The organism is Pseudomonas panipatensis (assembly GCF_900099785.1).
GTDB lineage: Bacteria > Pseudomonadota > Gammaproteobacteria > Pseudomonadales > Pseudomonadaceae > Pseudomonas > Pseudomonas panipatensis.
This window is the reverse complement of sequence record NZ_FNDS01000003.1, coordinates 20,682-46,598: the sequence shown is the minus strand read 5'-3', so window position 1 is coordinate 46,598 and position 25,917 is coordinate 20,682. Positions and strand designations below refer to the sequence as shown.

General features: G+C 68.1%; 25 protein-coding genes and 1 pseudogene. 10 read left to right on the top strand and 16 right to left on the bottom strand.

From position 1 onward, the window contains the following. Positions 1 to 148: 148 nt before the first annotated feature. The 4 genes from BLQ74_RS08080 (at position 149) to folE (ending at position 2,482) form a co-directional block, all read left to right on the top strand. The gene (locus tag BLQ74_RS08080) at positions 149 to 745 is read left to right on the top strand and encodes a cysteine hydrolase family protein (protein ID WP_090262047.1); all 597 of its coding nucleotides are present in this window, start codon (positions 149 to 151) and stop codon (positions 743 to 745) included. 170 nt (positions 746 to 915) lie between these two features. Beyond that, positions 916 to 1,236, top strand: coding sequence for a hypothetical protein (locus BLQ74_RS08075; protein ID WP_090262046.1), 321 nt, complete (start codon positions 916 to 918; stop codon positions 1,234 to 1,236). 60 nt (positions 1,237 to 1,296) lie between these two features. Further along, positions 1,297 to 1,854 (top strand): Smr/MutS family protein, encoded by a 558-nt coding sequence (locus tag BLQ74_RS08070; protein WP_090262045.1) that lies wholly within the window; start codon positions 1,297 to 1,299, stop codon positions 1,852 to 1,854. 82 nt (positions 1,855 to 1,936) lie between these two features. Then, entirely contained in the window at positions 1,937 to 2,482 is a 546-nt protein-coding gene (folE, locus tag BLQ74_RS08065) for a GTP cyclohydrolase I FolE (protein WP_090262044.1), read from the top strand. A 69-nt stretch (positions 2,483 to 2,551) separates the two neighbouring features. Here folE and BLQ74_RS08060 read toward each other — a convergent pair whose 3' ends face one another. The 4 genes from BLQ74_RS08060 to BLQ74_RS08045 all read right to left on the bottom strand — a co-directional run bounded on the left by BLQ74_RS08060 (position 2,552) and on the right by BLQ74_RS08045 (position 5,943). After that, positions 2,552 to 3,418 (bottom strand): cache domain-containing protein, encoded by an 867-nt coding sequence (locus tag BLQ74_RS08060; protein WP_090262043.1) that lies wholly within the window; start codon positions 3,416 to 3,418, stop codon positions 2,552 to 2,554. A gap of 73 nt (positions 3,419 to 3,491) precedes the next feature. After that, positions 3,492 to 3,953 carry a bacteriohemerythrin gene (locus tag BLQ74_RS08055; protein WP_090262042.1) on the bottom strand — a complete coding sequence of 154 codons (462 nt, stop codon included), beginning with the start codon at positions 3,951 to 3,953 and terminating at the stop codon, positions 3,492 to 3,494. Positions 3,954 to 4,164: 211 nt separating this feature from the next. Then, the gene (locus tag BLQ74_RS08050) at positions 4,165 to 4,767 is read right to left on the bottom strand and encodes a glutathione S-transferase family protein (protein ID WP_090262041.1); all 603 of its coding nucleotides are present in this window, start codon (positions 4,765 to 4,767) and stop codon (positions 4,165 to 4,167) included. Between the two features lie 9 nt (positions 4,768 to 4,776). Then, positions 4,777 to 5,943, bottom strand: coding sequence for an aminotransferase-like domain-containing protein (locus BLQ74_RS08045; RefSeq protein WP_090262040.1), 1,167 nt, complete (start codon positions 5,941 to 5,943; stop codon positions 4,777 to 4,779). Between the two features lie 80 nt (positions 5,944 to 6,023). On the opposite strand from BLQ74_RS08045, the gene BLQ74_RS08040 reads away from it, so the two are divergent. Continuing rightward, on the top strand, positions 6,024 to 6,464 hold the full coding sequence (locus tag BLQ74_RS08040) for a MarR family winged helix-turn-helix transcriptional regulator (protein ID WP_090262039.1): 441 nt from the start codon (positions 6,024 to 6,026) through the stop codon (positions 6,462 to 6,464). On the opposite strand, the gene BLQ74_RS08035 is transcribed toward BLQ74_RS08040, so the two are convergent. After that, positions 6,452 to 7,099: a hypothetical protein gene (locus BLQ74_RS08035; protein WP_090262038.1), complete on the bottom strand. Its 648-nt coding sequence runs from the start codon at positions 7,097 to 7,099 to the stop codon at positions 6,452 to 6,454. The genes BLQ74_RS08040 and BLQ74_RS08035 overlap by 13 nt on opposite strands. A 323-nt stretch (positions 7,100 to 7,422) precedes the next feature. Here BLQ74_RS08035 and BLQ74_RS08030 point away from each other — a divergent pair, with 323 nt between their 5' ends. Then, positions 7,423 to 8,616 carry a benzoate/H(+) symporter BenE family transporter gene (locus tag BLQ74_RS08030; protein ID WP_090262037.1) on the top strand — a complete coding sequence of 398 codons (1,194 nt, stop codon included), beginning with the start codon at positions 7,423 to 7,425 and terminating at the stop codon, positions 8,614 to 8,616. A 71-nt stretch (positions 8,617 to 8,687) separates the two neighbouring features. Here the strand turns inward: BLQ74_RS08030 and BLQ74_RS08025 are convergent, their stop codons facing one another. After that, positions 8,688 to 9,449 (bottom strand): SDR family oxidoreductase, encoded by a 762-nt coding sequence (locus BLQ74_RS08025; protein WP_090262036.1) that lies wholly within the window; start codon positions 9,447 to 9,449, stop codon positions 8,688 to 8,690. A 224-nt stretch (positions 9,450 to 9,673) separates the two neighbouring features. Here BLQ74_RS08025 and BLQ74_RS08020 point away from each other — a divergent pair, with 224 nt between their 5' ends. Together BLQ74_RS08020 and BLQ74_RS08015 are read left to right on the top strand one after the other, a co-directional pair. Continuing rightward, on the top strand, positions 9,674 to 10,678 hold the full coding sequence (locus BLQ74_RS08020) for an NADP-dependent oxidoreductase (protein WP_090262035.1): 1,005 nt from the start codon (positions 9,674 to 9,676) through the stop codon (positions 10,676 to 10,678). A 210-nt stretch (positions 10,679 to 10,888) separates the two neighbouring features. Then, a complete protein-coding gene (locus BLQ74_RS08015) occupies positions 10,889 to 12,580 on the top strand; it encodes a SulP family inorganic anion transporter (RefSeq protein WP_090262034.1) in 1,692 nt (563 codons plus the stop codon). 24 nt (positions 12,581 to 12,604) lie between these two features. On the opposite strand, the gene BLQ74_RS28075 is transcribed toward BLQ74_RS08015, so the two are convergent. The 4 genes and pseudogenes from BLQ74_RS28075 to BLQ74_RS08000 all read right to left on the bottom strand — a co-directional run bounded on the left by BLQ74_RS28075 (position 12,605) and on the right by BLQ74_RS08000 (position 15,751). Then, positions 12,605 to 13,468 carry a methyl-accepting chemotaxis protein gene (locus BLQ74_RS28075; protein WP_374440602.1) on the bottom strand — a complete coding sequence of 288 codons (864 nt, stop codon included), beginning with the start codon at positions 13,466 to 13,468 and terminating at the stop codon, positions 12,605 to 12,607. Then, a pseudogene (locus BLQ74_RS28070) lies at positions 13,463 to 13,690 on the bottom strand (HAMP domain-containing protein); the annotation flags it as partial. The pseudogene BLQ74_RS28070 and the gene BLQ74_RS28075, both read right to left, overlap by 6 nt. Positions 13,691 to 14,778: 1,088 nt before the next feature. Continuing rightward, positions 14,779 to 15,387 (bottom strand): flavin reductase family protein, encoded by a 609-nt coding sequence (locus BLQ74_RS08005; protein ID WP_090262032.1) that lies wholly within the window; start codon positions 15,385 to 15,387, stop codon positions 14,779 to 14,781. A gap of 82 nt (positions 15,388 to 15,469) precedes the next feature. Then, a complete protein-coding gene (locus tag BLQ74_RS08000; RefSeq protein WP_090262031.1) occupies positions 15,470 to 15,751 on the bottom strand; it encodes a hypothetical protein in 282 nt (93 codons plus the stop codon). Between the two features lie 120 nt (positions 15,752 to 15,871). On the opposite strand from BLQ74_RS08000, the gene BLQ74_RS07995 reads away from it, so the two are divergent. After that, the gene (locus BLQ74_RS07995) at positions 15,872 to 16,219 is read left to right on the top strand and encodes a GFA family protein (RefSeq protein WP_090262030.1); all 348 of its coding nucleotides are present in this window, start codon (positions 15,872 to 15,874) and stop codon (positions 16,217 to 16,219) included. 12 nt (positions 16,220 to 16,231) lie between these two features. On the opposite strand, the gene mnmH is transcribed toward BLQ74_RS07995, so the two are convergent. Continuing rightward, a complete protein-coding gene (gene mnmH, locus BLQ74_RS07990) occupies positions 16,232 to 17,332 on the bottom strand; it encodes a tRNA 2-selenouridine(34) synthase MnmH (RefSeq protein ID WP_090262029.1) in 1,101 nt (366 codons plus the stop codon). Continuing rightward, positions 17,332 to 18,366, bottom strand: coding sequence for a selenide, water dikinase SelD (gene selD, locus BLQ74_RS07985; protein ID WP_090262028.1), 1,035 nt, complete (start codon positions 18,364 to 18,366; stop codon positions 17,332 to 17,334). The genes mnmH and selD overlap by 1 nt, the downstream gene beginning before the upstream one ends. Positions 18,367 to 18,503: 137 nt before the next feature. Here selD and BLQ74_RS07980 point away from each other — a divergent pair, with 137 nt between their 5' ends. After that, positions 18,504 to 19,538 (top strand): patatin-like phospholipase family protein, encoded by a 1,035-nt coding sequence (locus tag BLQ74_RS07980; protein WP_090262027.1) that lies wholly within the window; start codon positions 18,504 to 18,506, stop codon positions 19,536 to 19,538. A 213-nt stretch (positions 19,539 to 19,751) separates the two neighbouring features. Here the strand turns inward: BLQ74_RS07980 and BLQ74_RS07975 are convergent, their stop codons facing one another. From BLQ74_RS07975 to kdpB, 4 genes are all read right to left on the bottom strand, one after another. Continuing rightward, positions 19,752 to 20,447 (bottom strand): response regulator, encoded by a 696-nt coding sequence (locus BLQ74_RS07975; protein ID WP_090262026.1) that lies wholly within the window; start codon positions 20,445 to 20,447, stop codon positions 19,752 to 19,754. A gap of 43 nt (positions 20,448 to 20,490) precedes the next feature. After that, complete coding sequence (locus BLQ74_RS07970; RefSeq protein ID WP_090262025.1) at positions 20,491 to 23,148, bottom strand: sensor histidine kinase; 2,658 nt, start codon at positions 23,146 to 23,148, stop codon at positions 20,491 to 20,493. 28 nt (positions 23,149 to 23,176) lie between these two features. Then, positions 23,177 to 23,725: a potassium-transporting ATPase subunit KdpC gene (kdpC, locus tag BLQ74_RS07965; RefSeq protein ID WP_090262024.1), complete on the bottom strand. Its 549-nt coding sequence runs from the start codon at positions 23,723 to 23,725 to the stop codon at positions 23,177 to 23,179. Positions 23,726 to 23,840: 115 nt separating this feature from the next. Then, the gene (gene kdpB, locus BLQ74_RS07960; RefSeq protein ID WP_090262023.1) at positions 23,841 to 25,910 is read right to left on the bottom strand and encodes a potassium-transporting ATPase subunit KdpB; all 2,070 of its coding nucleotides are present in this window, start codon (positions 25,908 to 25,910) and stop codon (positions 23,841 to 23,843) included. Positions 25,911 to 25,917: the final 7 nt, after the last annotated feature.

The following is a 25,917-nucleotide window of genomic DNA, read 5'->3' as shown; positions in this document are numbered from 1 at the left end:
AAGGCCGGCATTCTAGCCGAAGGCGGAACACAACGCAGAGGCGATGCCCGGCGCCGTCGTCATTACCACTTTGCGCGGTGTTCGCATAGATTCACAGCGCCGGCGGAACAGACCACAATGGTGGCACACGCATCATCAGGAGTTCGTCATGTCCCAACCGCTCAGCATGCTGAAGATCAGCGGACGCGGCTATCCGCCCGCTTCCATCCGCCAGAGTACGCTGCTGATCATCGACGCCCAGGAGGAGTACCGCAGCGGCGTGCTCGCCCTGCCCGAGCTGGACGCGGCGGTGGCGCAGATCCGCATGTTGCTGGACGCCGCGCGCAACCTGGGCCAGCCCATCGTGCATGTACGCCACCTCGGCGTGCACGGCGGCCTGCTCGATCCGCAGGGACCGCGCGGCCAGTTCCTCCCCGAACTGGCCCCGCTGCCCGGTGAAGTGGTGGTGGAAAAGCGCATGCCCAACGCCTTCGCCGGCACCGAGCTGCACGACCGCCTGCAGGCCTGTGGCCGCCTGGACATCATCGTCTGCGGCTTCATGACCCATTCCAGCGTCAGCACCACGGTCCGCGCGGCCAAGGACTATGGCTACCGCTGCACCCTGGTGGACGCCGCCTGCGCCACCCGTGACATCCCCACGCCGGAAAGCGGCGTGCTCAGCGCCCGCGACCTGCACCGGGTGGAAATCGCCGCTCTGGGCGACAACTTCGCCGCCGTGGTGAGCCAGGCCCAGGCGTTGATCTGACGCCGTCCGTCCCACCGGGGCGGCAGCCCAGGGCACCAGCGATTAGGCTTTAAGGCGCATCCACCGTGGGTGCGCACCGGGGACAGGTGGCGCGGCATTCGCCGCTGCGGGGTGGAACCCCCTCCTGCCGACACCGGTCATAGCCTCGTTCATCAGATGAGGAAGCCGGGATGAAGTTGTCCGATAGTTTCGATCCACGCCGCCTGCGCCCCAGGCAACCAGGGCGCTGGCGCTGGCGCTTCGCCGCCGCGCTGGCCGCCGTCATCGCCGCGCTGGGGATACTCGCCTCGCTGGCCGGCGTGGCCGCGCTGCTGCATCGCCAACCGGCGACCGACGTGCTGCACATCGAACCCTCGGCCGGCGCCGTGCTGCTGGTGATCGGCCTCCTTGCCCTGTGGCTGGGCGTGCTGTTCTGGCGCCTGGCGCGGCGCCGCGCGCGTACCCGCGACGGCCTGAGCCTCTCGCCCCGGCTAATGAAAAAACGCGACTGACAACCGATCTCCGCAAGGCCGGTGCGATCCGCTAAACTGCCGCCTCTTCGCGGAGGCTCCATGCAAGACGACGATTTTTCCCTGTTCACCAATGAAATGCGCGGCGTCAAGCGCATCTCGGTGGACCGTGCCGATACCGGCAAACCCAAGACCGACCGCCAGCAACTGAACCTGCGCCGGCAGAACGCCAGCGTGCGGGTGGAAGGCGTCAAGGTGGATGGTCTGTCCGACCTCTTCGTTATCGACGTGGGCGCCGAGGACGAACTCTACTGGGCCCGCGACGGCGTTCAGGAAGGCCAGATGCGCAAGCTCAAGCTGGGCCAGATCGCCTTCGAGGGCAGCCTCGACCTGCACGGCCTGAGTGTCGAGAAGGCCCGCGATCTGCTCTGGGACTTCCTCGCCGAAGCCAGCCGCCTGGAAGTCCGCTGCGTACGCGTCACCCATGGCAAGGCCGCGCGCATCGACGGCAAGAGGCCGCTGCTCAAGAGCCACGTCAATACCTGGCTGCGCCAGCATCCGCAGGTCCTCGGCTTCACCTCCTGCCTGCCGCGCCACGGCGGCACCGGCTCGGTCTATGTGATGCTGCGGCGCACCATGCTCGAAGGGCGCGACGAGTAAGCCCGCGCGCCGGCCCTTGCCAGCGCGCCCTGCGCCCCCTACCCTGCGCCTCTGCGCTTCACTTGGTACCTACAGGTAGATCATGTCCCTGGAACAACACTATTCGGCGATCCTCAGCCAGCTTGGCGAGGACGTCACCCGCGAAGGTCTGGTCGACACGCCCAAGCGTGCCGCCAAGGCCATGCAGTACCTCTGCCGCGGCTACCAGCAAACGCTGGATGAAATCGTCAACGGCGCGCTGTTCAGCTCCGACAACAGCGAAATGGTGCTGGTCAAGGACATCGAGCTGTATTCGCTGTGCGAGCACCACCTGCTGCCCTTCATCGGCAAGGCCCATGTGGCCTACATCCCCAACGGCAAGGTGCTCGGCCTGTCCAAGGTGGCGCGCATCGTCGACATGTATGCCCGCCGCCTGCAGATCCAGGAAAACATGTCGCGGCAGATCGCCGAGGCGGTGCAGCAGGTCACCGGCGCCCTGGGCGTCGCGGTGGTCATCGAAGCCAAGCACATGTGCATGATGATGCGCGGCGTGGAGAAACAGAATTCGTCCATGGTCACCTCGGTGATGCTCGGCGAGTTCCGCGACAACGCCGCCACCCGCAGCGAGTTCCTCAGCCTGATCCGCTGAGCGCCAGGCTAAAAAAAACCGGCCCCAGCGGCCGGTTTTTTCATGCCCGGACGGCGCTGCGCACGCGTCTCACGGGCTGGTCGGACGCGTGTAGTAACCCACCGCCACCAGGTAATGGCCGCTCTTCTTCAACAGCGCGTGCTTGGCCTCTACCTTGCTGGTCACCGGGTTGCGCCACATATAGTCGAACTCGCCCTCCCCCTTGCTCCGGGCCAGGGCCAGCATGGCTTGGCCGATGGCATTGCCGGTGGGGTCCTTGAGGCTGGCGAAATCGCTGCCGACCAAGCGCGTGTTGTAGCCATGGGCGACGAACTTGGCGGTATTCACATCGACCACGAAGGCGTAGAGGTCATCCTCGATGAACGCCTTGTCCAGTGCGTTGATGCGCTTGAAGGTTCCCTCGGGATCGCTCTGCACCGCCTTCACCGTCTTGTCCAGCATGGCCTGGGCCTGGCTGGCATCGGCCCGCGGGAGGTAGTAGCCGACGGCCAGGAAGCGATCGCCGACCCGCTGGTAATAGGTGTGCTTGCGCTCCACGCGCCCATCGTTCCAGTTCTTCCAGCGGTAGTCGGCTTCCTGCACCTTGCCGCTTTCCGGCGCCTTCAGCGCCTTGGCGAACTGCTCGCGCATGGACGGTTCCAGCAGCGGGGAAATATCCCGACCGATCAGCACCACCGAGGGACCGCCGCTGGCGAGCATCACGCCCTTGCTGTCGAGGACGTAGACGTAAAGCTCGTTATCGATGAACGCCCCCTGGCGGCTGAAGGCGGCGAATGCCTTGTCGCCTTCCACCCGGTAATAGGCCACTGCCTTTTCCAGCAATTGCCGCGCCCGTTGCGCCTGTTCGGCATCCCCCGCCGGTGCCTGTGCGGCCATGAGGAACCAGGACGGCAGACCGGCAACCAGCAACAACAGCGCTCTCAGCAAGCGTTTCATGCACCAACCTCCATGGACGTCTTTTTTGTTCTGGGACAGAGCATAGATGGCTGGCACGGATTCGCCTGCCGGCTCAGCCGAAGAAGCGCTTCATCGAACGGCCCAGCCAACTGCCGCTGCTCTGGTCGCGGGTCAGTTCCTGCATGCTGGCCTTGACCGACTCGACGTAGTTGGCGTCGTCGTTGCGGATGTGGTTGAACAACCAGCGGCCGAGCAGGCCCTTGAGTTCGTCGGCGATGTCCTCGCCGGCGGCGTAGCGCAGGCGATAGTCGGAAACCCGCTTGATGAAGAGTTCGTGGACCTTCTTGTGGGCGCGGGTGAACTGGTAGCCGGCATCCTCCAGCAAGGCCTCCTCGAAGGCGAAGTGCGACTGCGTGTAGTCCACCAGCTCTTCGATGACCCCACCGATCAGCGCACTGTCCTTCTGTGCCTGGGCATCGTCCAGATGATTGATCATCTCGACGATTCGCTTGTGTTGGTTGTCGATCACCTGGATGCCGGTGTTCAGGTCATCCTGCCAGACCAGATAGGCCATCTATTCCTCCAAAGACCACGCGCCGGCAATCGTTGCCACGGCGATACGGCCACTACTGATGCATGTGTGCTAGGCGCTGCGGAGGGTAAAGCGATGATGCGCGGCCGATCATGATGCGGATCAATGCACGCGGCCGGAAATAGCGGAAATAGAGCCTCGGAAACGAAAAAGCCCGCCGGCAAGGCGGGCTTTCTGTTGGGTCGGACGACGCTCAGTCGAGCATGCCGACATGCCGTGGATGCGCGGCCACTCGCTGCATCCAGGCGTTGATCGCCGGGTAGCCGGACAGATCGAAACCACCCTGGTGGGCCACGTGGGTGTAGGCGTACAGGGTGATATCGGCGATGGAGTAACAATCGCCGACCAGGTAGGGCGTGCGTTGCAGTTGCTGCTCCATCACGTCCAGGGCCTTGTAGCCGTCCTTCAGGCAGTTCTCGTACTCGGCGCGGCGGGCGTCCGGCATCTTCAGGTAGAACTGGATGAAGCGCGCCACCGCCACGTAGGGCTCATGGCTGTACTGCTCGAAGAACTGCCATTGCAGCACCTGGGTCCGCAGGCGCGGCTCGCTCGGCAGCAGGTCGCTGCCGTCGGCGAGGAAGTTGAGGATGGCGTTCGACTCCCACAGGCAACTGCCGTCTTCCAGCTCCAGCACCGGCACCTTGCCGTTGGGGTTCTTGGCCAGGAACTCGGCGGTCTGGGTTTCGCCCTTGAGGATGTCGATGGGCTGCCACTGGTAGGGCAGGCCGAGCAGGTTCAGGACCAGCTTGACCTTGTAGCAATTGCCCGACAGATAGTCGCCGTAAACCTTGTACATCGCGCCTCCTCAGGCCGTTTGCGCAGCCTGCGCTTCGCGGATCACCGCGGCCAGCCGGCGCAGGCCTTCGCCCAGGCGCTCGGGCGCGACGTGGCTGAAGTTCAGGCGCAGGTGGCCAGGGTTCTGGTCCGGGTCGGTGAAGAAGGGTTCGCCCGGCATGAAGGCAACGTTCTGCTTCAGTGCCGGATCGAGCAGCGTGCGGGTGTCCAGCGGCTGCTTCAGGGTGAGCCAGAAGAATAGCCCGCCCTGGGGTACGTTCCACTCGGCCAGGTCGGCGAAGTGTTCTTGCAGTTGCGCCTGCATGGCGTCGCGGCGAATCCGGTAGAAGCTGCGCAGCTCGGCCAGGTGACCGCGATAGGCCTCGGTGCCGAACCACTGCAGCGCCTGCCACTGGCCGATGCGGTTGGTGTGCAGGTCGGCCGACTGCTTCAGGCGCAGCAGGTGCGGGAAAAGGTCCGGGGTGGCGATCAGGAAGCCGACGCGCAGGCCCGGCAGCAGGGTCTTGGAGACGGTGCCGGTGTAGATCCAGCTGGCCTTCTTCAGACGGCTGACCAGCGGAGTGGCGGCGCCATCGTCGAACACCAGTTCGCGGTAGGGTTCGTCTTCGATCAGGGTCACGCCGAACTCATCGAGCAGGGCCGCCACTTCATCGCGGCGCGCTTCGCTGTAGCGCACGCCGGACGGATTCTGGAAGGTCGGGATCAGGTAGGCGAAGGCCGGCTTGTGGCGCTCCAGGCGCTGGCGCAGGGCGGCGACATCCGGCCCTTCGGCGCCCAGCGGCACGCTGATGCAGTCGGCGCCGAAGAGCTGGAAGGCTTGCAGCGCGGCCAGGTAGGTCGGCGCTTCGAGCAGCACTTCGGTGCCCGGATCGATAAACAGCTTGCTGGCCAGGTCGAGGGTCTGCTGCGAACCGCTGACGATCAGCACCTGGCTGGCCTCGCAAGGCACGCCGAGCTTGCGCGCCTCGGCGGCGATGGCCTCGCGCAGGGCCGGCTCGCCTTCGCTCATGCCGTACTGGCCCATGCTCGCCGGCATCTCGGCCCAATCGACCTTGGGCAGCATGGGTTCGGCGGGCAGGCCACCGGCGAAGGACATCACCTCCGGACGCTGCGCCGCGGCGAGGATTTCACGAATCAGGGAGCTTTTCAGGCGGGCAATGCGTTCGGAGAAGGCCATGGGGTCACCGGTAGCGGAGGCAGGTTCAAATAAGTCAAACTGGTTGACCGAAACTACGACGCCCACGCGGATACGTCAATATGCCTGACCTTATGCCAGCCGACTCCTGGTCGGATGCCATGGAAGCCTTCTACTTCAGCTACCGGGCGTTCACCGCGAAGCCGGACGAGATCCTCGCCCTGCGCGGCCTGGGCCGGGTGCACCACCGCATCCTGTTCTTCATCGCCCGCCAGCCGGGGCTGAGCGTCAAGGAGCTGCTGGCCACCCTGGGGGTCAGCAAGCAGGCGCTGAACCTGCCCTTGCGCCAATTGCAGGCCATGCAATTGATCAGCAGCGAGACCTCCGACAGCGACAAGCGCAAGCGCCTGCTCGCCCTGACCCGCGAGGGCGCCGAGCTGGAACGGGCCCTGCGTAGCGAGCAGGCACGCCTGCTGCAACGCGCCTTCGCCGAGGCCGGCGAGGCAGCGGTGCACGGCTGGCTGGCGGTGAACCAGGCGCTGGCGCGGCCTCAGGACGGCTGAGCGCTAGTCGTCGATTCGCGCGCGCCACGCAGGAACATCAGCGCCATGGGCAGCAGCGCCAGGGCGCCGAGCAAGGTGCCGGGAATGAACAGCACCACGCTGGCCAGGCACACCCCGGAGAGCACATCCAGCCAGCCCATCACCTTCACCGAGGGATACGGCAGGTTGATCGTCAGCACGCGGATGCCATACCAGAGGCCGACCAGCCCGCTGGGCAGGAACAGTGCCATGAACCCGGCCAGGGGCGCATTCGGCGTGCCGTCGAGCTGGCGGTCGAAGACCACCGCGTAGGCCTGGGTCAGCAGCGCCAGGCCGATCGACAGCCATAGCGGCCAGCCCAGGCCACGGGCGGCGAAACGGTCCACCAGGAAGCGCGTGCTGCGCCAACTGAGGTAGCAACCGAGCAGGGTGCAGAGCACGCCGAGCCACAGGCTGTAGCGTTCCAGCGCGGTGCCCGGCTGCAAGCCGCCGAGCAACGACAGGCAGAACAGCACGAGATCGGCCAGCAACAGCGCCAGGCTCAAACCGGCGAGCAGGCGCAGGCCGCCCGGAGTCCAGCGGCCGCTGGCAAAGGCCGCGGGGGGATGCGCCTCGATCAGCTCGACACGGGGCGCGGCATAGGGATTCTGGTCCATGCGCAATGCATTCCTCGCAACAGGTCCGGCCACCTTGGGCTCTGCACGAAGGGTCACCGGGCGACGGTGAAATCGAGAGAGGAAGCGCAGTTTACGAGCGCCCGATGAGCATTTCGAGATCGATTTCCACCGAACCTGGCCAGCCAGGGCCCATGCTGCCACTGTACGGGCCACTCCAGTCGTGGCTGTTACGCGACAGCCGCCGACGCACGGTTTAGGCTGCGGCAAAACACACAAGACGGGCCGACCCCGGCCAAACGCGCTGGCCAGCCCCGGGCAGCCCTCGCCTGCCGCCACCCGCAGCCCCAGGAACCTCCTTGCGCATGACCGATTCGACCAGCGCGCGCCTGCGCCCCCTCGCCGACTCCTCCCCTTCCGCCGTGGTCGCCGGCTTCGTCGCCATGCTCACCGGCTACACCAGCTCGCTGGTGCTGATGTTCCAGGCCGGCCAGGCCGCCGGCCTCAGCGCCGGGCAGATTTCCTCATGGATATGGGCGCTCTCCATCGGCATGGCGCTGACCACCATCGGCCTGACCCTGCGCTACCGCACGCCGATCGTCATCGCCTGGTCCACCCCCGGCGCGGCCCTGCTGATCAGCAGCCTGCCCGGCGTGCCCTACAGCGAGGCCATCGGCGCCTTCATCCTCTGCGCCGCGCTCATCACCCTGTGCGGCGTCACCGGCAGCTTCGAGCGGCTGATGCGCCAGGTGCCCGGCACGCTGGCGGCGGCGCTGCTGGCCGGGGTGCTGTTCCGCATCTGCATCGAAATCTGCCGGGCCGCCGAGCAGCAGACCCTGCTGGTGCTGGCGATGTTCTTCAGCTACCTGCTGGCCAAGCGCCTGTCGCCACGCTACGCGGTGTTCGCTGCACTGCTGGTCGGGGTCGCCCTGGCCGGCGTCCTCGGGCTGCTCAACTTCAGCCAGTTCCACCTGGAGCTGGCGCGGCCGGTGTGGACCACGCCGAGTTTCTCCCTGGCCGCCAGCATCAGCATCGGTATCCCGCTGTTCATCGTCGCCATGGCCTCGCAGAACATGCCCGGACTGGCCGTGCTGCGCGCCGACGGTTACCAGGTGGCGGCCTCGCCGCTGATTTCCAGCACCGGCATCGCCTCGATCCTGCTGGCGCCCTTCGGCTCCCACGGGATCAACCTGGCGGCCATCAGCGCGGCCATCTGCACCGGCCCCGAGGCCCACGAGAACCCGCACAAGCGCTACACCGCGGCGCTCTGGTGCGGGATGTTCTACGGCATCGCCGGCACCTTCGGCGCCACCCTGGCGGCACTCTTCGCCGCGCTGCCCAAGGCCCTGGTGCTGTCCATCGCCGCGCTCGCCCTGCTCGGCTCCATCAGCAACGGCCTGAGCAACGCCATGGCCGAACCGCGCCAGCGCGAGGCGGCGCTGATCACCTTCCTGGTCACCGCCTCAGGCTTCACCCTGTATTCCGTGGGCTCGGCCTTCTGGGGCCTGGTCGCGGGCCTGGCGACGCAGCTGATCCTGAACTGGCGCCGCGCCGGCTGAGCAAGCCGTCCGGCCAGACAACGAAAAGCCCGCCAGGCTGACGCCGGGCGGGCTTCGCCGGGACGTCCGGTTCAGATAGCCGTGGAACCACCGTCCACCGGCAGGGCGATACCGGTGGTGAAGCCGGCGTTGTCGCTGCACAGGTAGAGCACCGCCGCGGCGATTTCCTCGACCTTGCCGACGCGCCCGACCGGGTGCATGGCGGCGGCGAACTCGGCCTTCTTCGGATCGGATTCGTAGGCGCGGCGGAACATGTCGGTGTCGATCACCGCCGGGCACACCGCATTGATGCGCAGGTTCTTCTTCGCGTACTCGATCGCCGCCGACTTGGTCAGGCCGATCACCGCGTGCTTGGAGGCCGCGTAGATGCTCATCTTCGGCGCCGCGCCGAGGCCGGCCACCGAGGCGGTGTTGACGATGGCGCCGCCGCCCTGGGCGAGCATCAGCGGGATCTGGTGCTTCATGCACAGCCAGACGCCCTTGACGTTGACGCCGATGATGGCGTCGAACTCGCTTTCCTTGCCGTCGGCCAGCTTGCCCTGCTCGATCTCGATGCCGGCGTTGTTGAAGGCGTAGTCGAGGCGACCGTAGGCGGCGACAGTGCCGGCCACCAGGGCCTGGACCTCGGCGTCGCGGGTCACGTCGCAGCGAATGAAGGTGGCCTCGCCGCCGGCTGAGCGGATCAGCTCGACGGTGGCCTCGCCACCCTTGGCATCGACATCGGAAACCACCACCTTGACCCCTTCGCGGGCGAACGCCTGGGCGGTGGCGCGGCCGATGCCGGCAGCGGCGCCGGTGACCAGGGCGACCTGGCCGGAAAGAAGCTTGCTCATGAACGGTCCTCGAACGAATGCGGAAAACCCGGCGAGTCTAGCCAGCGGCCGGCGGCAGCGAAGCACTATCAGGCCGCTGTTGCATGCAGTATCGAACTCAATGATGTTGTTCTCTTACAGAAATCACTGACATCGATGGCCCGGCATTCCGTTGACGGACAGCGCTTGCCCCGCGGCGAAGCGGGGGCTATCACCTAGCCTTTCCCCTCAGCGAGTGCCCTGCCATGTCCGCCACGCTCAACCGCCAGTTCCTGCTGGCCAAGCGCCCCCTCGGCGCCATCGACCCAGACACCTTCAGCTACGTCGAGACGCCGCTGGGCGAGCCCGGCCCGGGGCAGATCCTGGTGCGCAACCTGTACCTGTCGCTGGACCCGGCGATGCGCGGCTGGATGAACGACGCCAAGTCCTACATCGCCCCGGTCGGCCTCGGCGAGGTCATGCGCGCGCTCGGCGTGGGCGAGGTGATCGCCTCGCAGAACCCGGCCTTCGCCGTCGGCGACCACGTCAATGGCGCCCTCGGCGTGCAGGACTACTTCCTCGGCGAACCGAAGGGCTTCTACAAGGTCGATGCCAAGCGCGCACCGCTGCCGCTGTACCTCTCGGCGCTGGGCATGACCGGCATGACCGCCTATTTCGGCCTGCTCGACGTCGGCCAGCCCAAGGCCGGTGACACCGTGGTGGTCTCGGCGGCGGCCGGGGCGGTCGGCAGCGTGGTCGGCCAGGTGGCGAAGATCAAGGGCTGCCGGGTGATCGGCATCGCCGGCGGCGCCGAGAAGTGCCGCTACCTGATCGACGAACTGGGCTTCGACGGCGCCATCGACTACAAGCACGAAGACGTCGCCGCCGGCCTCAAGCGTGAATGCCCGAAAGGCGTCGACGTGTTCTTCGACAACGTTGGCGGCGACATCCTCGACGCCGTCCTCGCACGCCTGGCAGCCAAGGCGCGGGTGGTGATCTGCGGCGCCATCAGCCAGTACAACAACAAGCAGGCGGTGAAAGGCCCGGCCAACTACCTGTCGCTGCTGGTCAACCGCGCGCGCATGGAGGGCATGGTGGTGATGGACTACGCCAACCGCTTCCCCGAGGGCCTCAAGGACATGGCGACCTGGCTGGCCGAGGGCAAGCTGAAGTCGAAGGAAGACGTGGTCGACGGCCTGCAGCATTTCCCGCAGACCCTGCTCAAGCTGTTCAGCGGGGAGAACTTCGGCAAGCTGGTGCTGAAGGTCTGAGTCCAGTCCCGCAGGAGGGCGTAGGGCGCAACGCCCCCCATCGGCATCGCCCCTGGGGTGTCGCACTGCCCCTCCTGCGGCGCCTCCAGCCAGGCTTTTCCTGGCGCGGCCATGGGGTCTTCCGCCGGCCCCGACACTGACGTCCGACAACCCGCGCCAGCGCTTTGCGGCTAAGCTTCCAGTTCGTCGTAACTCACGGAAGACGCACTGATGTTTCTTGCCCGCTGGCTGCCCGGCCTGAGCAACCTGCTGAAGTATCGCTCCGCCTGGCTGCGGCCGGATATCCAGGCCGGTCTGTCGGTCGCCGCCGTACAGATCCCCACGGCCATCGCCTATGCGCAGATCATCGGCTTCCCGGCCCAGGTAGGTCTGTACGCCTGCATCCTGCCCATGCTGATCTACGCCCTGGTCGGCAGCTCGCGGCAACTGATGGTCGGCCCGGATGCCGCCACCGCGGCCATGGTCGCCGCGGCCATCACCCCGCTGGCGGCCGGCGACCCGCAGCGCCTGCTGCAACTGTCGATGATCGTGGCGGTGATGGTCGGCCTGCTGTCGATCGTCGGCGGCCTGGTGCGCGCCGGCTTCGTCGCCAGCTTCCTGTCGCGGCCGACCCTGGTCGGCTACCTCAACGGCATCGGCCTGAGCCTGATTTCCGGCCAACTCGGCAAACTGCTCGGCTACCAGACCGAGACCAGCGGCTTCCTCGCCGGCCTGCTGGCGCTGCTGCGCAACCTAGCCAGCACGCACCTGCCGACCCTGGCGCTGGGCAGCGCCACCCTGCTGCTGATGATCCTCCTGCCGCGGCGCTACCCGAAGGTGCCCGGCGCCCTGGTCGGGGTGTTCTTCGCCACCCTGGCGAGCACCCTCCTCGGCCTCGACCAGTATGGCGTCCAACTGCTCGGTGCGGTGCCCCAGGGCCTGCCGGAGCTGAGCTGGCCACGCACCAGCTTCCAGGAAATGGGCGACCTGTTCCGCGACGCCCTGGGCATCACCATCGTCAGCTTCTGCAGCGCCATGCTCACCGCGCGCAGCTTCGCCGCGCGGCATGGCTACGGAGTGGACGCCAACCATGAGCTGGTCGCCCTGGGGCTGGCCAACATCGGCGCCGGGGTCTCCCAGGGCTTCGTCATCAGCGGCGCCGACTCGCGCACCGCGGTGAACGACATGGCCGGCGGACAGAGCCAACTGGTCGGGGTGGTCGCCGCCCTGGTCATCGGCCTGGCGCTGGTGCTGTTCAGCCAGCCGCTGGGCTGGATTCCCCTGCCGGCGCTGGGCGCGGTGCTGTTGATGGCCGGCTGGGGGCTGATCGACGTCTCGGCGCTCAAGGGCTTCTGGCGGCTCAGCCGCTTCGAATTCAGCCTGTGCCTGCTGACCACCGTCGGCGTGCTCAGCGTCGGCGTGCTGCCGGGTATCTTCGTCGCCATCATGATCGCCCTGCTGCGCCTGCTCTACCTCACCTACCGGCCGAGCGACGCGGTGCTCGGCTGGGTCCACGGCATCGACGGCCAGGTCGAACTGAGCCAATACCCCAACGCGCACACCCTGCCGGGCCTGGTGATCTACCGCTTCGACGCGCCGCTGCTGTTCTTCAATGCCGATTACTTCAAGCAGCGCCTGCTGCAAGTGGTCGCCGCGGACGAAGCGCCGCGCGCGGTGCTGCTCAACGCCGAGGGCATGCTCAACCTGGACGTCAGTGGCCTGACCACGCTGCACGAGGTGCAGCAGACCCTGGCGGCGCAGAACGTGCACCTGTCGCTGGCGCGCGTGCCGGGGGAAACCCTGGCCATGCTGCAGCGCTCCGGGCAACTGGGCGAGGTCAAGCCGCCCCTGGTGTTCAGCTCGGTACGCGCCGGGGTCAACGCCTACCGGCACTGGTATCACCGCCAGAGCAAGCCGGACTGAGGGCCTCGGCGGCCGCCCGGGCCGCTACAGGCGGAACTGCCCGACCATGCCCTGCAGCTCGCGGCTGAGCTGCGCCAGCTCGACGCTGGAAGACGCCGTGGCTTCCATGGCCTGGGCCGACTGGTCGGCGCTGCCACGGATGCTGGTGACGCTGCGATTGATCTCTTCGGCCACCGCGCTCTGCTGCTCGGAGGCGGCGGCGATCTGCTGGTTCATCTGATGGATCACCGCCACCGCCGCGGCGATGTCGCCCAGCGCGGACTCGGTCTGCTCGGCATCGCCGACGCTCTTCTCCACCAGTTGATGGCTGCGTTGCATGCGCTGCACCGACGCCTGCGCGCCACTTTGCAGGGCGCCGATCAGTTTCTCGATCTCCGCCGTCGACTGCTGGGTACGCCGCGCCAAGGCGCGCACCTCATCGGCGACCACGGCGAAGCCACGGCCCTGCTCGCCGGCCCGTGCGGCTTCGATGGCGGCGTTGAGCGCCAGCAGGTTGGTCTGCTCGGCCACCGCCTTGATCACGTCGAGCACGCTGCCGATGTTCTGGCTCTCGCGCCCGAGGTGCTCGATGCTGGCAGTCGCCTCGCGCACCGCGTCGGCCAGTTGCCCGATGCGCTCCTGGGTCTGGCGGACCACCTGCTGGCCGCTGGCGACAGTGCCGTCGGCCTGCTCGGCGGAGGTCGCCGCGGCTTCGGCGTTGCGCGCCACTTCATGGACGGTGGCGGCCATCTGGTTCATTGCCGTGGCCACCTGGTCGGTTTCGTTTTTCTGGCTGTTGACCCCGACCTGGGTGCGCTCGGTCACCCCGGACAACGACTGCGCCGAGGCGGTGATGCGGGTGACGCCGTCCTGCAGGCGGCGGACGATGCCGCGCAGGCTGTCGGCCATGCCGCCGACCGCCGCCAGCAGTTGCCCGACCTCGTCCTTGCGCGCGGCCTGGACGTTCTGGCTCAGGTCGCCGTCGGCGATGCGGCTGGCCATGTCGATGACCTGACGCAAGGGGCGCACGATCAGCAAGGTGATCAGCAACGCCGCCAGGGTGCCGACCAGCAGCGCCAGCGCCGCCGAGCCGAGGATCAGCCCGGCGCTGGTGCGCAGGCTGCTCGTCATGGCCGCCTGCAAGGCGGCGCGGGAAGCATCCACTTGCTGCATCATGTCCACCGCGCGCTGGCCCATCTGCGCATGCGCCTGCTGTTCCTTGGCCAGGTCCTCGGCATAGACAGCGAGGTTCTTGCCGAAGCTGTCGATGTTGGTGGCCACGTCCTTGAGCACCGAGACATAGGCGTTGTCGGTGATCGACGTCTGCAACTGGCGCAACAGGTTCAGCGCCTCCTCGGCGTACTTGATGCGCCCGTCAGCCTCCGTGGCCTTGTCGCCCTCCTTCTGATCAAGGCGCGCGCGGGCCTCGTTCATCCCCTGCAACACCAGGCGGTAGAGCTGGCCGACCTGGGTGGCCTGCTGCAACAGGTCCTGGCCTTTCTGGCCCTGGGAGTCCTTGAGTTCGTAGGCGCCGTCGTCGGCCAGGCTCGACTGCAGGATATCCAGGCTGTTGGACGCGCTGGACACCACCCAACTGGCCGCGTCCAGGGCCAGGCGGCGGCCCTTGCTGGACTGTTCGAATCGGTCGAAGGCCTCCAGGTAGCCGGCGATCGCCTGCTCCACCCGCGCCATGCTCTCGGCCTGCCCCGGCTGCGCTTTCAGGCGCGCGGCGCGCTCACCGATGCCCTTGGCGTGCTGACGCAACTGTTCGGCCGCCGCCGGGTTGGCATCGAGCACGAAATCCTTCTCGCTCTGGCGCATCTCCAGCACTTCGCGGTTGATCGCCGACATCTCGTCGAGCAGCGCGAAACGCTGGCCGATGGAGCGCAAGGCGCTGACCCCGATGGCCGCCACCAGCGCGGTCAGCAGCAGCACCAGGCCGAAGCCGATGGCGAGTTTCTTCGCCGTCCCCAGATCGGCCAACCGCCGTTGCACGAACACGACCATGAAACTGCCCCCTGCCAATGCTCCGCGGGAAAGTCTTCTGCGGAAGCTCTCCCATTGTCGTCGTTGCCTTCAGGCGGAACATTAGGAGCTGGCCGACAGACGGAACAAGAGCTGTCAGCCGTGATGGCAATTCAATGCCGCACACAGGCATGCTCCCGTCGCATCCGGGACAGTCGCGCGCCGCACGCGCCGGCGCGCGGGGGCCGGCACGCTTATTTGGGGCGGATCATGCTGAAGGTGTCGCGGGTCCGGCAGTACTGGCTGCCCCCGAGACGGCCGATCAGGTCCAGCCTGGCCGGATCGACATGGCGGGCATCCTGCAACACCGCATCGTCGATATGCGCCAGCAGCACGCGGGCGAAGATCAGGTAGCAGCTCGGCCGGTCCGCCGGATACGGCTGGATCTGCGCCAGCTCGCACTCGAAGGCCACCGCGGCGCCCGCCACCCGTGGCGGTGCGACGCGCTCGCTGGGCAGGGTGGCGATGCCCAGCGTGTCGATTTCGCTGACGCCATGCGGCAACCAGGCGGCCGTGGCATTCATCGCCTCGGCCTGGGCGGCGCTGACCAGGTGGATCACCAGTTGCCCGGTGTCGCGCACATTGCGCAGGGTGTCCTTGACGCTGCCGTCGTCGCGGATGCTGGTGTTGACCATCAGGGTCGGCGGCTCGTCGCTGATCACCTGGAAGAAGCTGAACGGCGCGAGGTTGCTCTGCCCCTCGGCCGACAGGCTGGAAACCCAGGCGATGGGCCGCGGCGTGACGGTGGAGGCCAGCCAGCGATAGGCGTCGGCGGGCGCGAGTTGGGTGAAGTCGAGTTGCATGGAAATATCCCCCTGGGTGCCGGAAAGGCGGTGGCGCCTTCCCGGCCGGGGATTATGCCCGTCCCGGCGAGCCTTCTCGACCTCAGCGACCGGCGCGCGACTCGCGAATGTAGAAGCGCGCCTTGCTCGCCTTGTCCAGGCAACCACCGTAGGACTCGACCTGCTGCTCGGTCTTGGCCGCGGTGATCAGGGTGAAGGCCTTGGAATAGCTGACCGTACCGGCGAAGCCCTCGGCCTTGGCCAGGTCCAGCTCCTTCCAGGCGGCGCTCAGCTCGCTCGCGCAACTGTCGCGGTTGACCGTGGTGCCGGAGCAGCCGGCCAGTGTCAGGGTAACGACGGCGAACAGGGGGAACAGACGCTTCATGGCACTCTCCATGGCAAATGGTGCTTTCCAGCTTAGCCGCCTTCGCCAGCGCTTGCCGCTCGACCACGTCTCAGCGCGACTACACTCAAGAGCCCCAGCCACCCCACGAGGGCTCGCGTCATGCGCTACCAGGGAAGCTGCCATTGCGGCGGCATCGCCTTCGACGTCGAAGGCGACATCGACGAAGTCATCCAGTGCAACTGCTCGATCTGCAGCCGGCGCGGCTCGCTGCTGTGGTTCGTGCCGCGCGACAAGCTGACGCTGAAGACGCCGGAAAGCGCGATGAGCACCTACACCTTCAACACTCACCGCATCCACCACCAGTTCTGCCCCACCTGCGGCTGCGCGCCGCTGGCCTTCGCCAATACGCCGGACGGCAAGGCGATGGCGGCGGTCAACGTGCGCTGCCTGCCGGAGGTGGATATCAAGGCGCTGAAGGTCCGCGAGTACGACGGCAAAAGCGCCTGAGGCAGTCAGGGCTCAGCGTCTGGCGCGCTCGCGCAGGTACTCCAGCACCTCGTGGCGATTGCCGCGGAACTCGATGCGCGCCGCCTTGCTCTGCTGCTGGAAGGCGTACATCGGGTCGTAGTACTCGCCGAGCAGCCCTTCGATCCAGCCACGGTGCAGGTCCACCGCGCCGCTGCGGTCCTGCTCTTGCAGCGCCGCCTCCATGATCGCCGCCAGGCGCTGGTAGCGCTCGCCGCCGAGGCGCTTGACGATGCCGGAGAGACTCTTGCGCAGGTAGGCGGCGAAGGCGTCGAAACCACCCTCGGCGCCGACCACCGCCTCGAAATCGGCGCGCAGGTCGATCACGTAGTCCTTGAGGATGCGCTCCACGCGGCCGGCGAAACTGTCCTCCAGCCACACCAGCGGGTACTGCTGCATGCCCTGGTACAGCTCCAGCGGCAGCGAACAACTGCCGACGATGCGCCCCTCGTCCTCCAGCACGAACTGTTCGATGCCGGCGTGGCGCTTCTTCAGGATGTCGATCGCCAGGCGGTTCTCGAAGTCGATCTGCGCCGGTTGCGGCGTGGCGCGACGGCCGAAGCTGGAGCCGCGATGGTTGGCGTGCCCTTCCAGGTCGAGGGCATTGCTCAGCTCAGCGATCACCTCGGTCTTGCCGGTGCCGGTCAGCCCGCCGAGCAGGACGAACTGGCACTCCTCGGTGGCGGCGCGGGTGGTGTCGAAGAGGAAACCGCGCATGGCCTTGTAGCCGCCGACCACGCGGGGGTAATCGATGCCGGCCTCGCTCTTCAGCCATTGCTGGACGATCTGCGAACGCAGGCCGCCGCGGAAGCAATACAGGTAGCCATCGGCATGCGCGCGGGCGAAGGCCGCCCAGGCTTCGATGCGCTGGGTCTTGGTGGCGCCGCAGACCAGCTCGTGGCCGAGGGCGATGGCCGCCTGCTGGCCGTGCTGCTTGTAGCAGGTGCCGACCTTCTGTCGCTCGATGTCGTTCATCAGCGGCAGGTTGACCGTGTTGGGGAAGGCGCCCTTGAGGTATTCCACCGGGGCGCGCACGTCCATCATCGGCACGTCGTCGAGGAACAGTTCGCGGTAGTGTCGGGTGTTGTCGCGCATCAAGCCACCTCTACCGCGTAACGCTGTCGCTCGACCATCTCGCCGATCGGCGCCAGCTGCAGGCCCAGCTCGGCGGCCACGGCAAGGAATTCCGCCTCGCCTTCCGGGGTCACCGCCAACAGCAGGCCGCCGCTGGTCTGCGGGTCGCACAGCAGCAGCTTGTGCAGCTCCGGCAGCGGCGCGATGCGCTCGCCGTAGCTGTCGAAGTTGCGCAGGGTGCCGCCGGGCACGCAGCCCTGCTCCAGGTAGTACTCGACGTGGGCCAGGCGCGGCACCGCGTCGAAGCGGATGCGCGCGGTCAGGCCGGCGCCGTCGGCCATCTCCACCAGGTGGCCGAGCAGGCCGAAGCCGGTGACGTCGGTCATCGCGGCGACCCCGGCGAGCTTGCCGAAACGGCTGCCCGGCTTGTTCAGCGTGCACATCCAGTCGCGCGCCACGCCGACGTCTTCGGCGCGCAGCTTGGCTTTCTTTTCCGCGGTGGTGAGGATGCCGATGCCCAGCGGCTTGCTCAGGTACAGGCGGCAGCCGGCGACGGCGGTGTCGTTGCGCTTCATGAAGCGTTTTTCCACCAGGCCGGTGACGGCCAGGCCGAAGATCGGCTCGGGGGCGTCGATGGAGTGGCCGCCGGCCAGCGGGATGCCCGCCTCGTCGCAGACACTGCGGCCACCGGCGATCACCTCGCGGGCGATTTCCGCGGCCAGGACGTTGACCGGCCAGCCGAGGATGGCGATGGCCATCAGCGGGTCGCCGCCCATGGCGTAGATGTCGCTGATGGCGTTGGTCGCGGCGATGCGGCCGAAGTCGAAGGGATCGTCGACGATCGGCATGAAGAAGTCGGTGGTGGAGACCACGCCGCGCGTGTCGTCAATGGCATAGACCGCGGCGTCGTCGCGCGAGGCGTTGCCGACCCAGAGCTTCGGGTCGAGGTTCTGTGCGCCGCTGCCGGCGAGGATCACTTCGAGGACTTTCGGGGAAATCTTGCAACCGCAGCCAGCACCATGGCTGTACTGGGTCAGACGGACAGGCTCGCTCATGCTCGGCTCCGGGCTCGCGTTGAATGGCGCGATTCTAGCAAACACGCTTGGCGCGCATCCGCCCCCGGCGTATCGTCGAGACGGCCGGGCAATCCCGGCCAAGTGCGTAACGCCTTGCTGTCAGGGGGAATTCACCCATGTCGAAACAAGTGGCGCTGGTGCTCGGCTCCGGCGGAGCCCGTGGATACGCGCATATCGGCGTGATCGAAGAGTTGGAACGGCGCGGCTACGAGATCGCCTGCATCGCCGGCTGCTCGATGGGGTCGGTGATCGGCGGCATCTACGCCGCCGGCAAGCTGCGCGAGTACCGCGACTGGGTGGAGAGCCTGGACTACCTCGACGTCCTGCGCCTGCTCGACGTCAGCTTCCGCCTCGGCGCCATCCGTGGCGAGCGGGTGTTCGGCAAGATCCACGAAATCATCGGCAACATCGACATCCAGGACCTGCCGATTCCCTACACGGCGGTCGCCACCGACCTCACCAACCAGCAGGAAATCTGGTTCCAGGAAGGCGACCTGCACCAGGCCATGCGCGCCTCGGCGGCCATTCCCAGCCTGTTCACGCCGGTCATGCAGGGCAACCGCATGCTGGTCGACGGCGGCCTGCTCAACCCCCTGCCGATCGTGCCGGTGGTTTCCAGTCACACCGACCTGATCATCGCGGTCAACCTCAACGCCACCAACCAAAAGCACTACCAGTTGCCGGTGATCGAACGCCCGGCGGCGCTCAAGGGCCGCTTCGACAGCCTGATCGGTTCGCTCAGCGGCAAGCTCGGCTTCCTCCGCCGCCCGCCCAGCGAACTGGACACACCCCCGGAGCTGCGCGCCGAAGCCCTGTTGCAGCCGGTGCCGGACAGCGCCGAGACGCCCATCGAAATGGAGGCCCGACTGCCCGCGGCGGCGAGCAAGGGCTCGCCAAGGTCCGCCAGCGGCAGCCGGGTGATCGAGAGCAGCGGCCCGGCTTCGTTGCTGGAGCTGGTCAACCAGAGTTTCGAGGTGATGCAGACCTCGCTGGCGCAGTACAAGATCGCCGGCTACCCGCCGGATGTGCTGATCAACGTGCCCAAGCGCGTGTGCCGCTTCTTCGAGTTCTACAAGGCCCCCGAACTGATCGCCCTCGGCCGGCAGATCGCCAGCGACACGCTGGACCGCTACGAAGAAGAGAATGCCTGAGCCCGGCATGGCCGCGCCGCCAAATCGCAGAGACCATCCTGCGCCGCAGCCGAAGGATGGGTCGAGCGCGCAACGCGATACCCATCGTTGGCCGCCCCCTGGGTATCGCTGCGCGCCATACCATCCTGCGCCGCGCCTGCCGCGCAGAAGCCCCTGGGGCAGATAAAGCGGCACGCTCGATCCACCGACGCCGCCAAGGGCGGATGATGCCCCTCAGCTCTCCCGCAAGCGATATCCCACTCCGGCTTCGGTGACGATGAAGCGCGGGTTGGCCGGGTCGTCGGCGAGCTTCTGCCGCAGGTGGCCGACGACCACGCGCAGGTAGTGGGTGTCTTCGGCGTGGGTCGGGCCCCAGATGTCCTTGAGCAGTTGCTGCTGGGTCACCACCCGGCCGAGGTGGCGGGCGAGCATGGCCAGCACCGCGTACTCCTTGCGCGTCAGCGCCACCTCGGCGCCGTCCAGCAGCACCCGGCGGTAGGCGAAGTCCAGGCTCAGCGGGCCGACGCTGACGCTCGACGCCTGGCTCTCCCCGGCATTGCCCTGGCGCAGCAGCACGCGCACGCGGGCGAGGAATTCCTGGATGCCGAAGGGTTTGGTCACGTAGTCGTTGGCGCCGCCGTCCAGGGCCAGGACCTTTTCGCTCTCGGCGGCACGCACCGAGAGCACCAGCACCGGCACCTGCGACCATTCGCGCAGTTCGCGCAGCACCGCCTGGCCGTCCTTGTCCGGCAGGCCGAGGTCGAGCACCACCAGGTCCGGGCGGGCCAGCGCGGCCTGGGCCAGGCCCTCTTCGCCGCTGCCGGCCTCCACCACCCGGTAGCCGCCCGCGCTGAGGCTGATGCGGAGGAACTTGCGAATCTGCGGCTCGTCGTCGATGACCAGGATGCAGGCGGCGTTGGCGGTGCTCATGGGGCTCGGCTGGCTGGGGGAATGACCGCCAAGCTTCGGCCTTTCAGTTGCCGGCATCAAGCTGCTCCAGATCGGGCTGGGGTTGCAGCGGCAGGTGCAGGGTCAGGCAGGTGCCTCGGCCGTCCAGGCCTTCGCCGACACTGATGCGCCCGCCGTGGGCGCCGACCATGCCCTGACAGATCGCCAGGCCCAGGCCGGTGCTGGGGCCGCCGCGATCGCCGCGGGCGGCGCTGTAGAACATGTCGAAGATCTTCTCCCGCTCGGCTTCGGGAATCCCCGGCCCCTCGTCGCTGACGCGGAATTGCAGTTCCTCGCCGACCTGCGCGACTTCAACGCGCAGGCGCCCGCCGCTCGGCGAGAAGCGCGCGGCGTTCTCCAGCACGTTGACCAGTGCCTGCTCGATCAGAGCGGCGTGCACGTAGAGCAGCGGCAACTCGGCCGGCACCTGGGTTTCCATGCGGTAGGGCGCGAGCAACGCGCGCAGGCGATGCACGGCGCTGCCGACGATGTCCCCCGGCGCCACCCAGTCGCGCGCCAGCTTCAGCCCACCGTGGCCGAGGCGGGTCATGTCGAGCAGGTTCTGGATGTAGCGGTCCAGGCGCTCGGCCTCGTCGCGGGTGCTTTCCAGCAGTTCGCGGCGATCCGCCGGCGGAATCGCCTCGCCGAGCGCCAGCAGGCTGTCGATGGCCCCGCGCATGGTGGTCAGCGGGGTCCTCAGGTCGTGGCTGACCGAAGCCAGCAAGGCACTGCGCAGTTGTTCGGTCTCACCGTGCAGGCGCGCCGCTTCCAGGTCGTCGGCCAGACGCGCGCGAGCCAGGGCCTGGGCCAGCGGCTGGCCGAGCGCGGCGAGCAGACGCCGGCGTTGACCGGGCAGCGCCTGGCCGTCCTTCGGGCGCACGCCGAGCAGCGCCAGCGGCCCCTCCTCCGCCGACAGCGGCAGCCACCACCAGCGCCCGGACGGCAGGGTGCCGGTGCCCAGGCCGGCCGGTTGGTCGTGCTGCCAGGCCCAGGCCGCGGCGACGCGCTCCTGTTCATCGAACCGACCCGCCTGGCCACCCTCCACCTTCCATTCGCCGTTCGCCTGGCCGAGCAGGCAGATGTCCAGGTCATGCCACAGGGCGAACTGCTGCCCGGCGGCGGCCATCACCGCCTGGCGGTCGGTGGCGGCGGTGAGCTTGCGCGACAGCTCCAGCAGCGCCCCGGTTTCCTCCTGGGTATCGCGCAGCACCTGCAACTGGCGGCGCTGGCGGGCCGCCAGGTTGCCGGTGAGCGCGGCCATGAGCAGGAAGAACAGCAGGGTCAGCACGTCCTCTTCGCGCTGGATGGCGAAGGAGAAGTACGGCGGAATGAACAGGAAGTCATAGGCCAGGAACGACAGCACCGCGCAGACCAGCGCCGGCCACAGGCTGCTGCGCACCGCCACCAGCAGCACGGCGGCGAGGAACACCAGGGAGATGTTCGGCAGCTCCATCAGGCTGGCCACGCCCCAAGCCAGGGCGGTGGCCACGCTCGCCGCCAGCAGGGCCAGCAGGTAATCGGCCCAGTGCCCGTGCTCGCGCGGGCGCGGCGCGGCCGGGGTCAGATCGGCCTCGCTGTCGAGAACGCTGATTTCCAGGCCCTCGCCCAGGCGCACCAGGCGCGCCGCCAGGCCGCCGCCGAACATCCGGCGATACCAGTGCTGCCGTGAGCGCCCGACCAGGATCAGGCTGGCGCGGCGCTCGCGGGCGTGTTCCAGCAGGGTCCGCGCCACCTCGCCGCCACGCAATTGCTGGACCTCGCCACCGAGGCGCTCGGCCAGTTGCTGGGCGTTCTGCAGGTACAGGCGGGTCTGCTCGTCGCGGCTGCCGCCGGTGTCGACGTGCACCAGGGTCCAGGGCAGGTGACGCCGCTCGGCGACCCGCGAGGCATGGCGCACCAGGCGTTCGGCGTTGCGTTCGCCATCCACCGCCACCAGCAGCCGACCACGCAGCGCCGGCGCTTCGCCGCCCTGCTGGCGGTAGCGGTGCGCCAGGTCGGCATCGACCCGCGCGGCGGCGGTCTGCATGGCCAGCTCGCGCAACGCGGTGAGGTTGGTCTGGCTGAAATAGGCGTCGATCGCCGCGCGCGCCTGCTCCGGGACGTACACCTTGCCCTCGCGCAGGCGTTCCAGCAGTTCGCGCGGCGGCAGGTCGACCAGCAGCAGTTCGTCGGCCTCCTGCAGCACCCAGTCCGGCAGCGTTTCGCGCACCTGCACGCCCGTGATGTCGCGCACCTGGTCGTTGAGGCTTTCCAGGTGCTGGACGTTGACCGTGGTGTAGACGTCGATGCCGGCCGCGAGCAGTTCCTGGATGTCCTGCCAGCGCTTGGCGTGACGGCTGCCGGGGGCGTTGCTGTGCGCCAGCTCATCGACCAGCGCCAGTTGCGGCGGCTCGGCGAGCAGGCCGTCGAGGTCCATCTCCACCAGGCGGATGCCACGGTAGTCGCTGCGCAGCAGCGGCTGTTGCGGCAGGCCGGCGAGCAGCGCCTCGGTCTCCGCGCGGCCATGGGTTTCGACGATCCCGACGCGCACCCGGACGCCCTGGCGCAACTGGGCCTGGGCGGCCTGCAGCATGGCGTAGGTCTTGCCCACGCCGGGCGCGGCGCCGAGGAACACCTTGAGGCGGCCACGGCCGTTGCGGGCCACATCGGCGAGCAGCGCGTCGGCGCGCTTGGGATCGGTCATGGGGCTCTCCTATGGACTGCGCGGAAGTCTACTGAGGTGGCTCGGCCAGGGCCATGTTCAGCGCCAGCACATTGACCACCGCCGGCCCCACCAGCGGCCGCTCGGTGTGCGCCTCGACCAGGCGCGCCAGTTCGGCCGCCGGCAGCTTGCGCGCGCTGGCGATGCGCGCGACCTGGTACAGCGCGGCGTCGGGCGGCAGTTGCGGGTCCAGGCCGCTGCCGGAGGTGGTGACCAGGGCCTGCGGCACCGGCTGCCCGGCCAGTGCCTCGTCGGCGGCGCTCTTGGCGATGCGCGCGGCCAGTGCCGGGTTGCCCGGCGCCAGGTTGGAGGCGCTGCTGGAGACCGTGGCGAAATCGCCGGCCGAGGGGCGCTCGTGGAACCACTGGGCGCCATCGAAGCGTTGCGCGATCAGCGCCGAGCCGCGCACCTCGCCCTTGGCGTCGCGCACCAGGCTGCCATTGGCCTGATCGGGAAAAGCCAGCTGGGCCACGCCGGTGACCAGCAGCGGATAGGCCACCCCGGTGAGCAGCGAGAGCATGGCCAGGGAGACGATGGCGGGACGGAGTTGCTTGAGCATTGTCGTGTTCCTCGATTCGTTCAGGTTGGACCTGGGCTGGCGGGAGCGCAGCGATACCCGTGCTGCCGCTCGTTGGGTATCGCTTCGCGCAACGCCAACCGCGCTGAGCCGCGCGTCAGGCCAGGCCCATGGCCAGCAGCAGCAGGTCGATGGCCTTGATGCCGATGAAGGGCGCGATGAGCCCGCCGACGCCGTAGATCAGCAGGTTGCGCCGCAGCAGGTGCATGGCGTCCGTGGCCTTGACCCGCACGCCGCGCAGGGCCAGGGGGATCAGCGCGACGATGATCAGCGCGTTGAACACGATGGCCGAGAGGATGGCGCTCTGCGGGCTGGCCAGGTGCATGACGTTGAGCACGCCGAGCTGCGGGTAGATGCTGGCGAACAGTGCCGGGAGGATGGCGAAGTACTTGGCCACGTCGTTGGCCACCGAGAAGGTGGTCAGCGCGCCACGGGTCACCAGCAGTTCCTTGCCGACCTGGACCACGTCGAGCAGCTTGGTCGGGTCGCTGTCCAGGTCGACCAGGTTGGCCGCCTCGCGTGCCGCCTGGGTGCCATCGTTCATCGCCATGCCGACATCGGCCTGGGCCAGCGCCGGGGCGTCGTTGGCGCCGTCGCCGCACATCGCCACCATGCGCCCTTCGCCCTGCTCCTGGCGGATGCGCGCGAGTTTCTTCTCCGGGGTGGCTTCGGCGATCACGTCGTCGACCCCCGCCTCGGCGGCGATGGCCGCGGCGGTCAAGGGGTTGTCGCCAGTCACCATGACGGTGCGGATGCCCATCCGGCGCAGCTCGGCGAAACGCTCGCGGATGCCCGGCTTGACCACGTCCTTGAGGTGGATGACCCCCAGCAGCTTGCCGTCGGCCACCACCAGCAGCGGAGTGCCGCCGCTCTGCGCGATGCGTTCGACCTCGCGAACCAGGGCCTCGGGCATGTCGTAGCGGCCGCGGCCGATGAAGGCCAGCGCGGCGTCCACCGCGCCCTTGCGGTAGACGTGGCCGTCGAGGTCGATGCCGGACAGGCGCGTCTCGGCGCTGAAGGCGATCGGGGTCAGGCGCTCGCGCGAGGGCTCGGCGAGGATCACCTGCCCGCGCAGGAACTCGACGATCGACTTGCCCTCCGGCGTGTCGTCGGCCAGCGAGGCCAGGAAGGCGCCCTCGGCCAGCTCCAACTGGCTCACCCCGGGCGCGGCGTGCAGGGCGCTGCAACGGCGGTTGCCGAAGGTGATGGTGCCGGTCTTGTCGAGCATCAGCACATGCACGTCGCCCGCCGCCTCGACCGCCCGCCCGGACTTGGCGATCACGTTGAGGCGCACCAGGCGGTCCATGCCGGCGATGCCGATGGCCGAAAGCAGGCCGCCGATGGTGGTCGGGATCAGCGTCACCAGCAGCGCCACCAGAAACACCAGCGGCAGGTGGCCGCCGGCGAACAGGGCAAAGGGTTTGAGGGTCACCACCACCAGCAGGAAGATCAGCGTCAGGCCGATCAGCAGGATGTCCAGCGCCACCTCATTGGGGGTCTTCTGCCGCTTGGCGCCTTCCACCAGCGCGATCATGCGGTCCAGGGTCGATTCGCCGGGGTTGGCGCTGATGCGGATCAGCAGCCAGTCGGAGACCAGCCGGGTGTTGCCGGTGACCGCCGAGCGGTCGCCGCCGGACTCGCGGATCACCGGCGCCGATTCGCCGGTGATGGCCGCTTCGTTGACCGCCGCCACGCCTTCGATCACCTCGCCGTCGCCGGGGATCAGCTCGCCGGCCGCCACGCGCACCACGTCGCCCTTGCGCAGGCTGCTGGCGGGCACGCCTTCGTATGTCCCGGCGACAGTCAGACGCTGCGCCATCAAGCCCTGGGTGCCGGCCTTGAGGCTGTCGGCGCGGGCCTTGCCGCGGCCCTCGGCGAGGGCTTCGGCGAAGTTGGCGAAGAGCACGGTGAACCACAGCCAGGCGGCAATCTGCACGGCGACATACAGCGGCACGCTGTCCGCGCCGGTGAAGCACAGCACGCTGGTGAGGATGGCGGTCAGTTCGACCACCAGCATCACCGGCGAGCGCTGCAATTGGCGCGGATCGAGCTTGACGAAGGATTGCACCAACGCCGGCCGCCACAGCGCACTGAAGCGGGTGCTCTGGCGTTTCTCGCCGGGCGTCATGACGTTGTTCAGCGCCATGTCCTGAGTCTTGGCATTCATCTAGAGG

Bases quoted from the DNA above. Each gene is read 5' to 3' on its own strand.
- BLQ74_RS08000 (WP_090262031.1), bottom strand. From the start codon at position 15,751: ATGAAGCGTCTGTTCCCCCTGTTCGCCGTCGTTACCCTGACACTGGCC.
- selD (WP_090262028.1), bottom strand. From the start codon at position 18,366: ATGAGCGAGCCTGTCCGTCTGACCCAGTACAGCCATGGTGCTGGCTGC.
- kdpB (WP_090262023.1), bottom strand. From the start codon at position 25,910: ATGAATGCCAAGACTCAGGACATGGCGCTGAACAACGTCATGACGCCC.
- folE (WP_090262044.1), top strand. From the start codon at position 1,937: ATGTCCCTGGAACAACACTATTCGGCGATCCTCAGCCAGCTTGGCGAG.
- BLQ74_RS08060 (WP_090262043.1), bottom strand. From the start codon at position 3,418: ATGAAACGCTTGCTGAGAGCGCTGTTGTTGCTGGTTGCCGGTCTGCCG.
- BLQ74_RS07980 (WP_090262027.1), top strand. From the start codon at position 18,504: ATGTCGAAACAAGTGGCGCTGGTGCTCGGCTCCGGCGGAGCCCGTGGA.
- BLQ74_RS08070 (WP_090262045.1), top strand. From the start codon at position 1,297: ATGCAAGACGACGATTTTTCCCTGTTCACCAATGAAATGCGCGGCGTC.
- BLQ74_RS07975 (WP_090262026.1), bottom strand. From the start codon at position 20,447: ATGAGCACCGCCAACGCCGCCTGCATCCTGGTCATCGACGACGAGCCG.
- BLQ74_RS08055 (WP_090262042.1), bottom strand. From the start codon at position 3,953: ATGGCCTATCTGGTCTGGCAGGATGACCTGAACACCGGCATCCAGGTG.
- BLQ74_RS08020 (WP_090262035.1), top strand. From the start codon at position 9,674: ATGTCCGCCACGCTCAACCGCCAGTTCCTGCTGGCCAAGCGCCCCCTC.
- BLQ74_RS08005 (WP_090262032.1), bottom strand. From the start codon at position 15,387: ATGCAACTCGACTTCACCCAACTCGCGCCCGCCGACGCCTATCGCTGG.
- BLQ74_RS08035 (WP_090262038.1), bottom strand. From the start codon at position 7,099: ATGGACCAGAATCCCTATGCCGCGCCCCGTGTCGAGCTGATCGAGGCG.
- mnmH (WP_090262029.1), bottom strand. From the start codon at position 17,332: ATGCGCGACAACACCCGACACTACCGCGAACTGTTCCTCGACGACGTG.
- BLQ74_RS08030 (WP_090262037.1), top strand. From the start codon at position 7,423: ATGACCGATTCGACCAGCGCGCGCCTGCGCCCCCTCGCCGACTCCTCC.
- BLQ74_RS08040 (WP_090262039.1), top strand. From the start codon at position 6,024: ATGCCTGACCTTATGCCAGCCGACTCCTGGTCGGATGCCATGGAAGCC.
- BLQ74_RS08045 (WP_090262040.1), bottom strand. From the start codon at position 5,943: ATGGCCTTCTCCGAACGCATTGCCCGCCTGAAAAGCTCCCTGATTCGT.
- BLQ74_RS08075 (WP_090262046.1), top strand. From the start codon at position 916: ATGAAGTTGTCCGATAGTTTCGATCCACGCCGCCTGCGCCCCAGGCAA.
- BLQ74_RS07970 (WP_090262025.1), bottom strand. From the start codon at position 23,148: ATGACCGATCCCAAGCGCGCCGACGCGCTGCTCGCCGATGTGGCCCGC.
- kdpC (WP_090262024.1), bottom strand. From the start codon at position 23,725: ATGCTCAAGCAACTCCGTCCCGCCATCGTCTCCCTGGCCATGCTCTCG.
- BLQ74_RS07995 (WP_090262030.1), top strand. From the start codon at position 15,872: ATGCGCTACCAGGGAAGCTGCCATTGCGGCGGCATCGCCTTCGACGTC.
- BLQ74_RS08080 (WP_090262047.1), top strand. From the start codon at position 149: ATGTCCCAACCGCTCAGCATGCTGAAGATCAGCGGACGCGGCTATCCG.
- BLQ74_RS28075 (WP_374440602.1), bottom strand. From the start codon at position 13,468: ATGGCCGACAGCCTGCGCGGCATCGTCCGCCGCCTGCAGGACGGCGTC.
- BLQ74_RS08050 (WP_090262041.1), bottom strand. From the start codon at position 4,767: ATGTACAAGGTTTACGGCGACTATCTGTCGGGCAATTGCTACAAGGTC.
- BLQ74_RS08025 (WP_090262036.1), bottom strand. From the start codon at position 9,449: ATGAGCAAGCTTCTTTCCGGCCAGGTCGCCCTGGTCACCGGCGCCGCT.
- BLQ74_RS08015 (WP_090262034.1), top strand. From the start codon at position 10,889: ATGTTTCTTGCCCGCTGGCTGCCCGGCCTGAGCAACCTGCTGAAGTAT.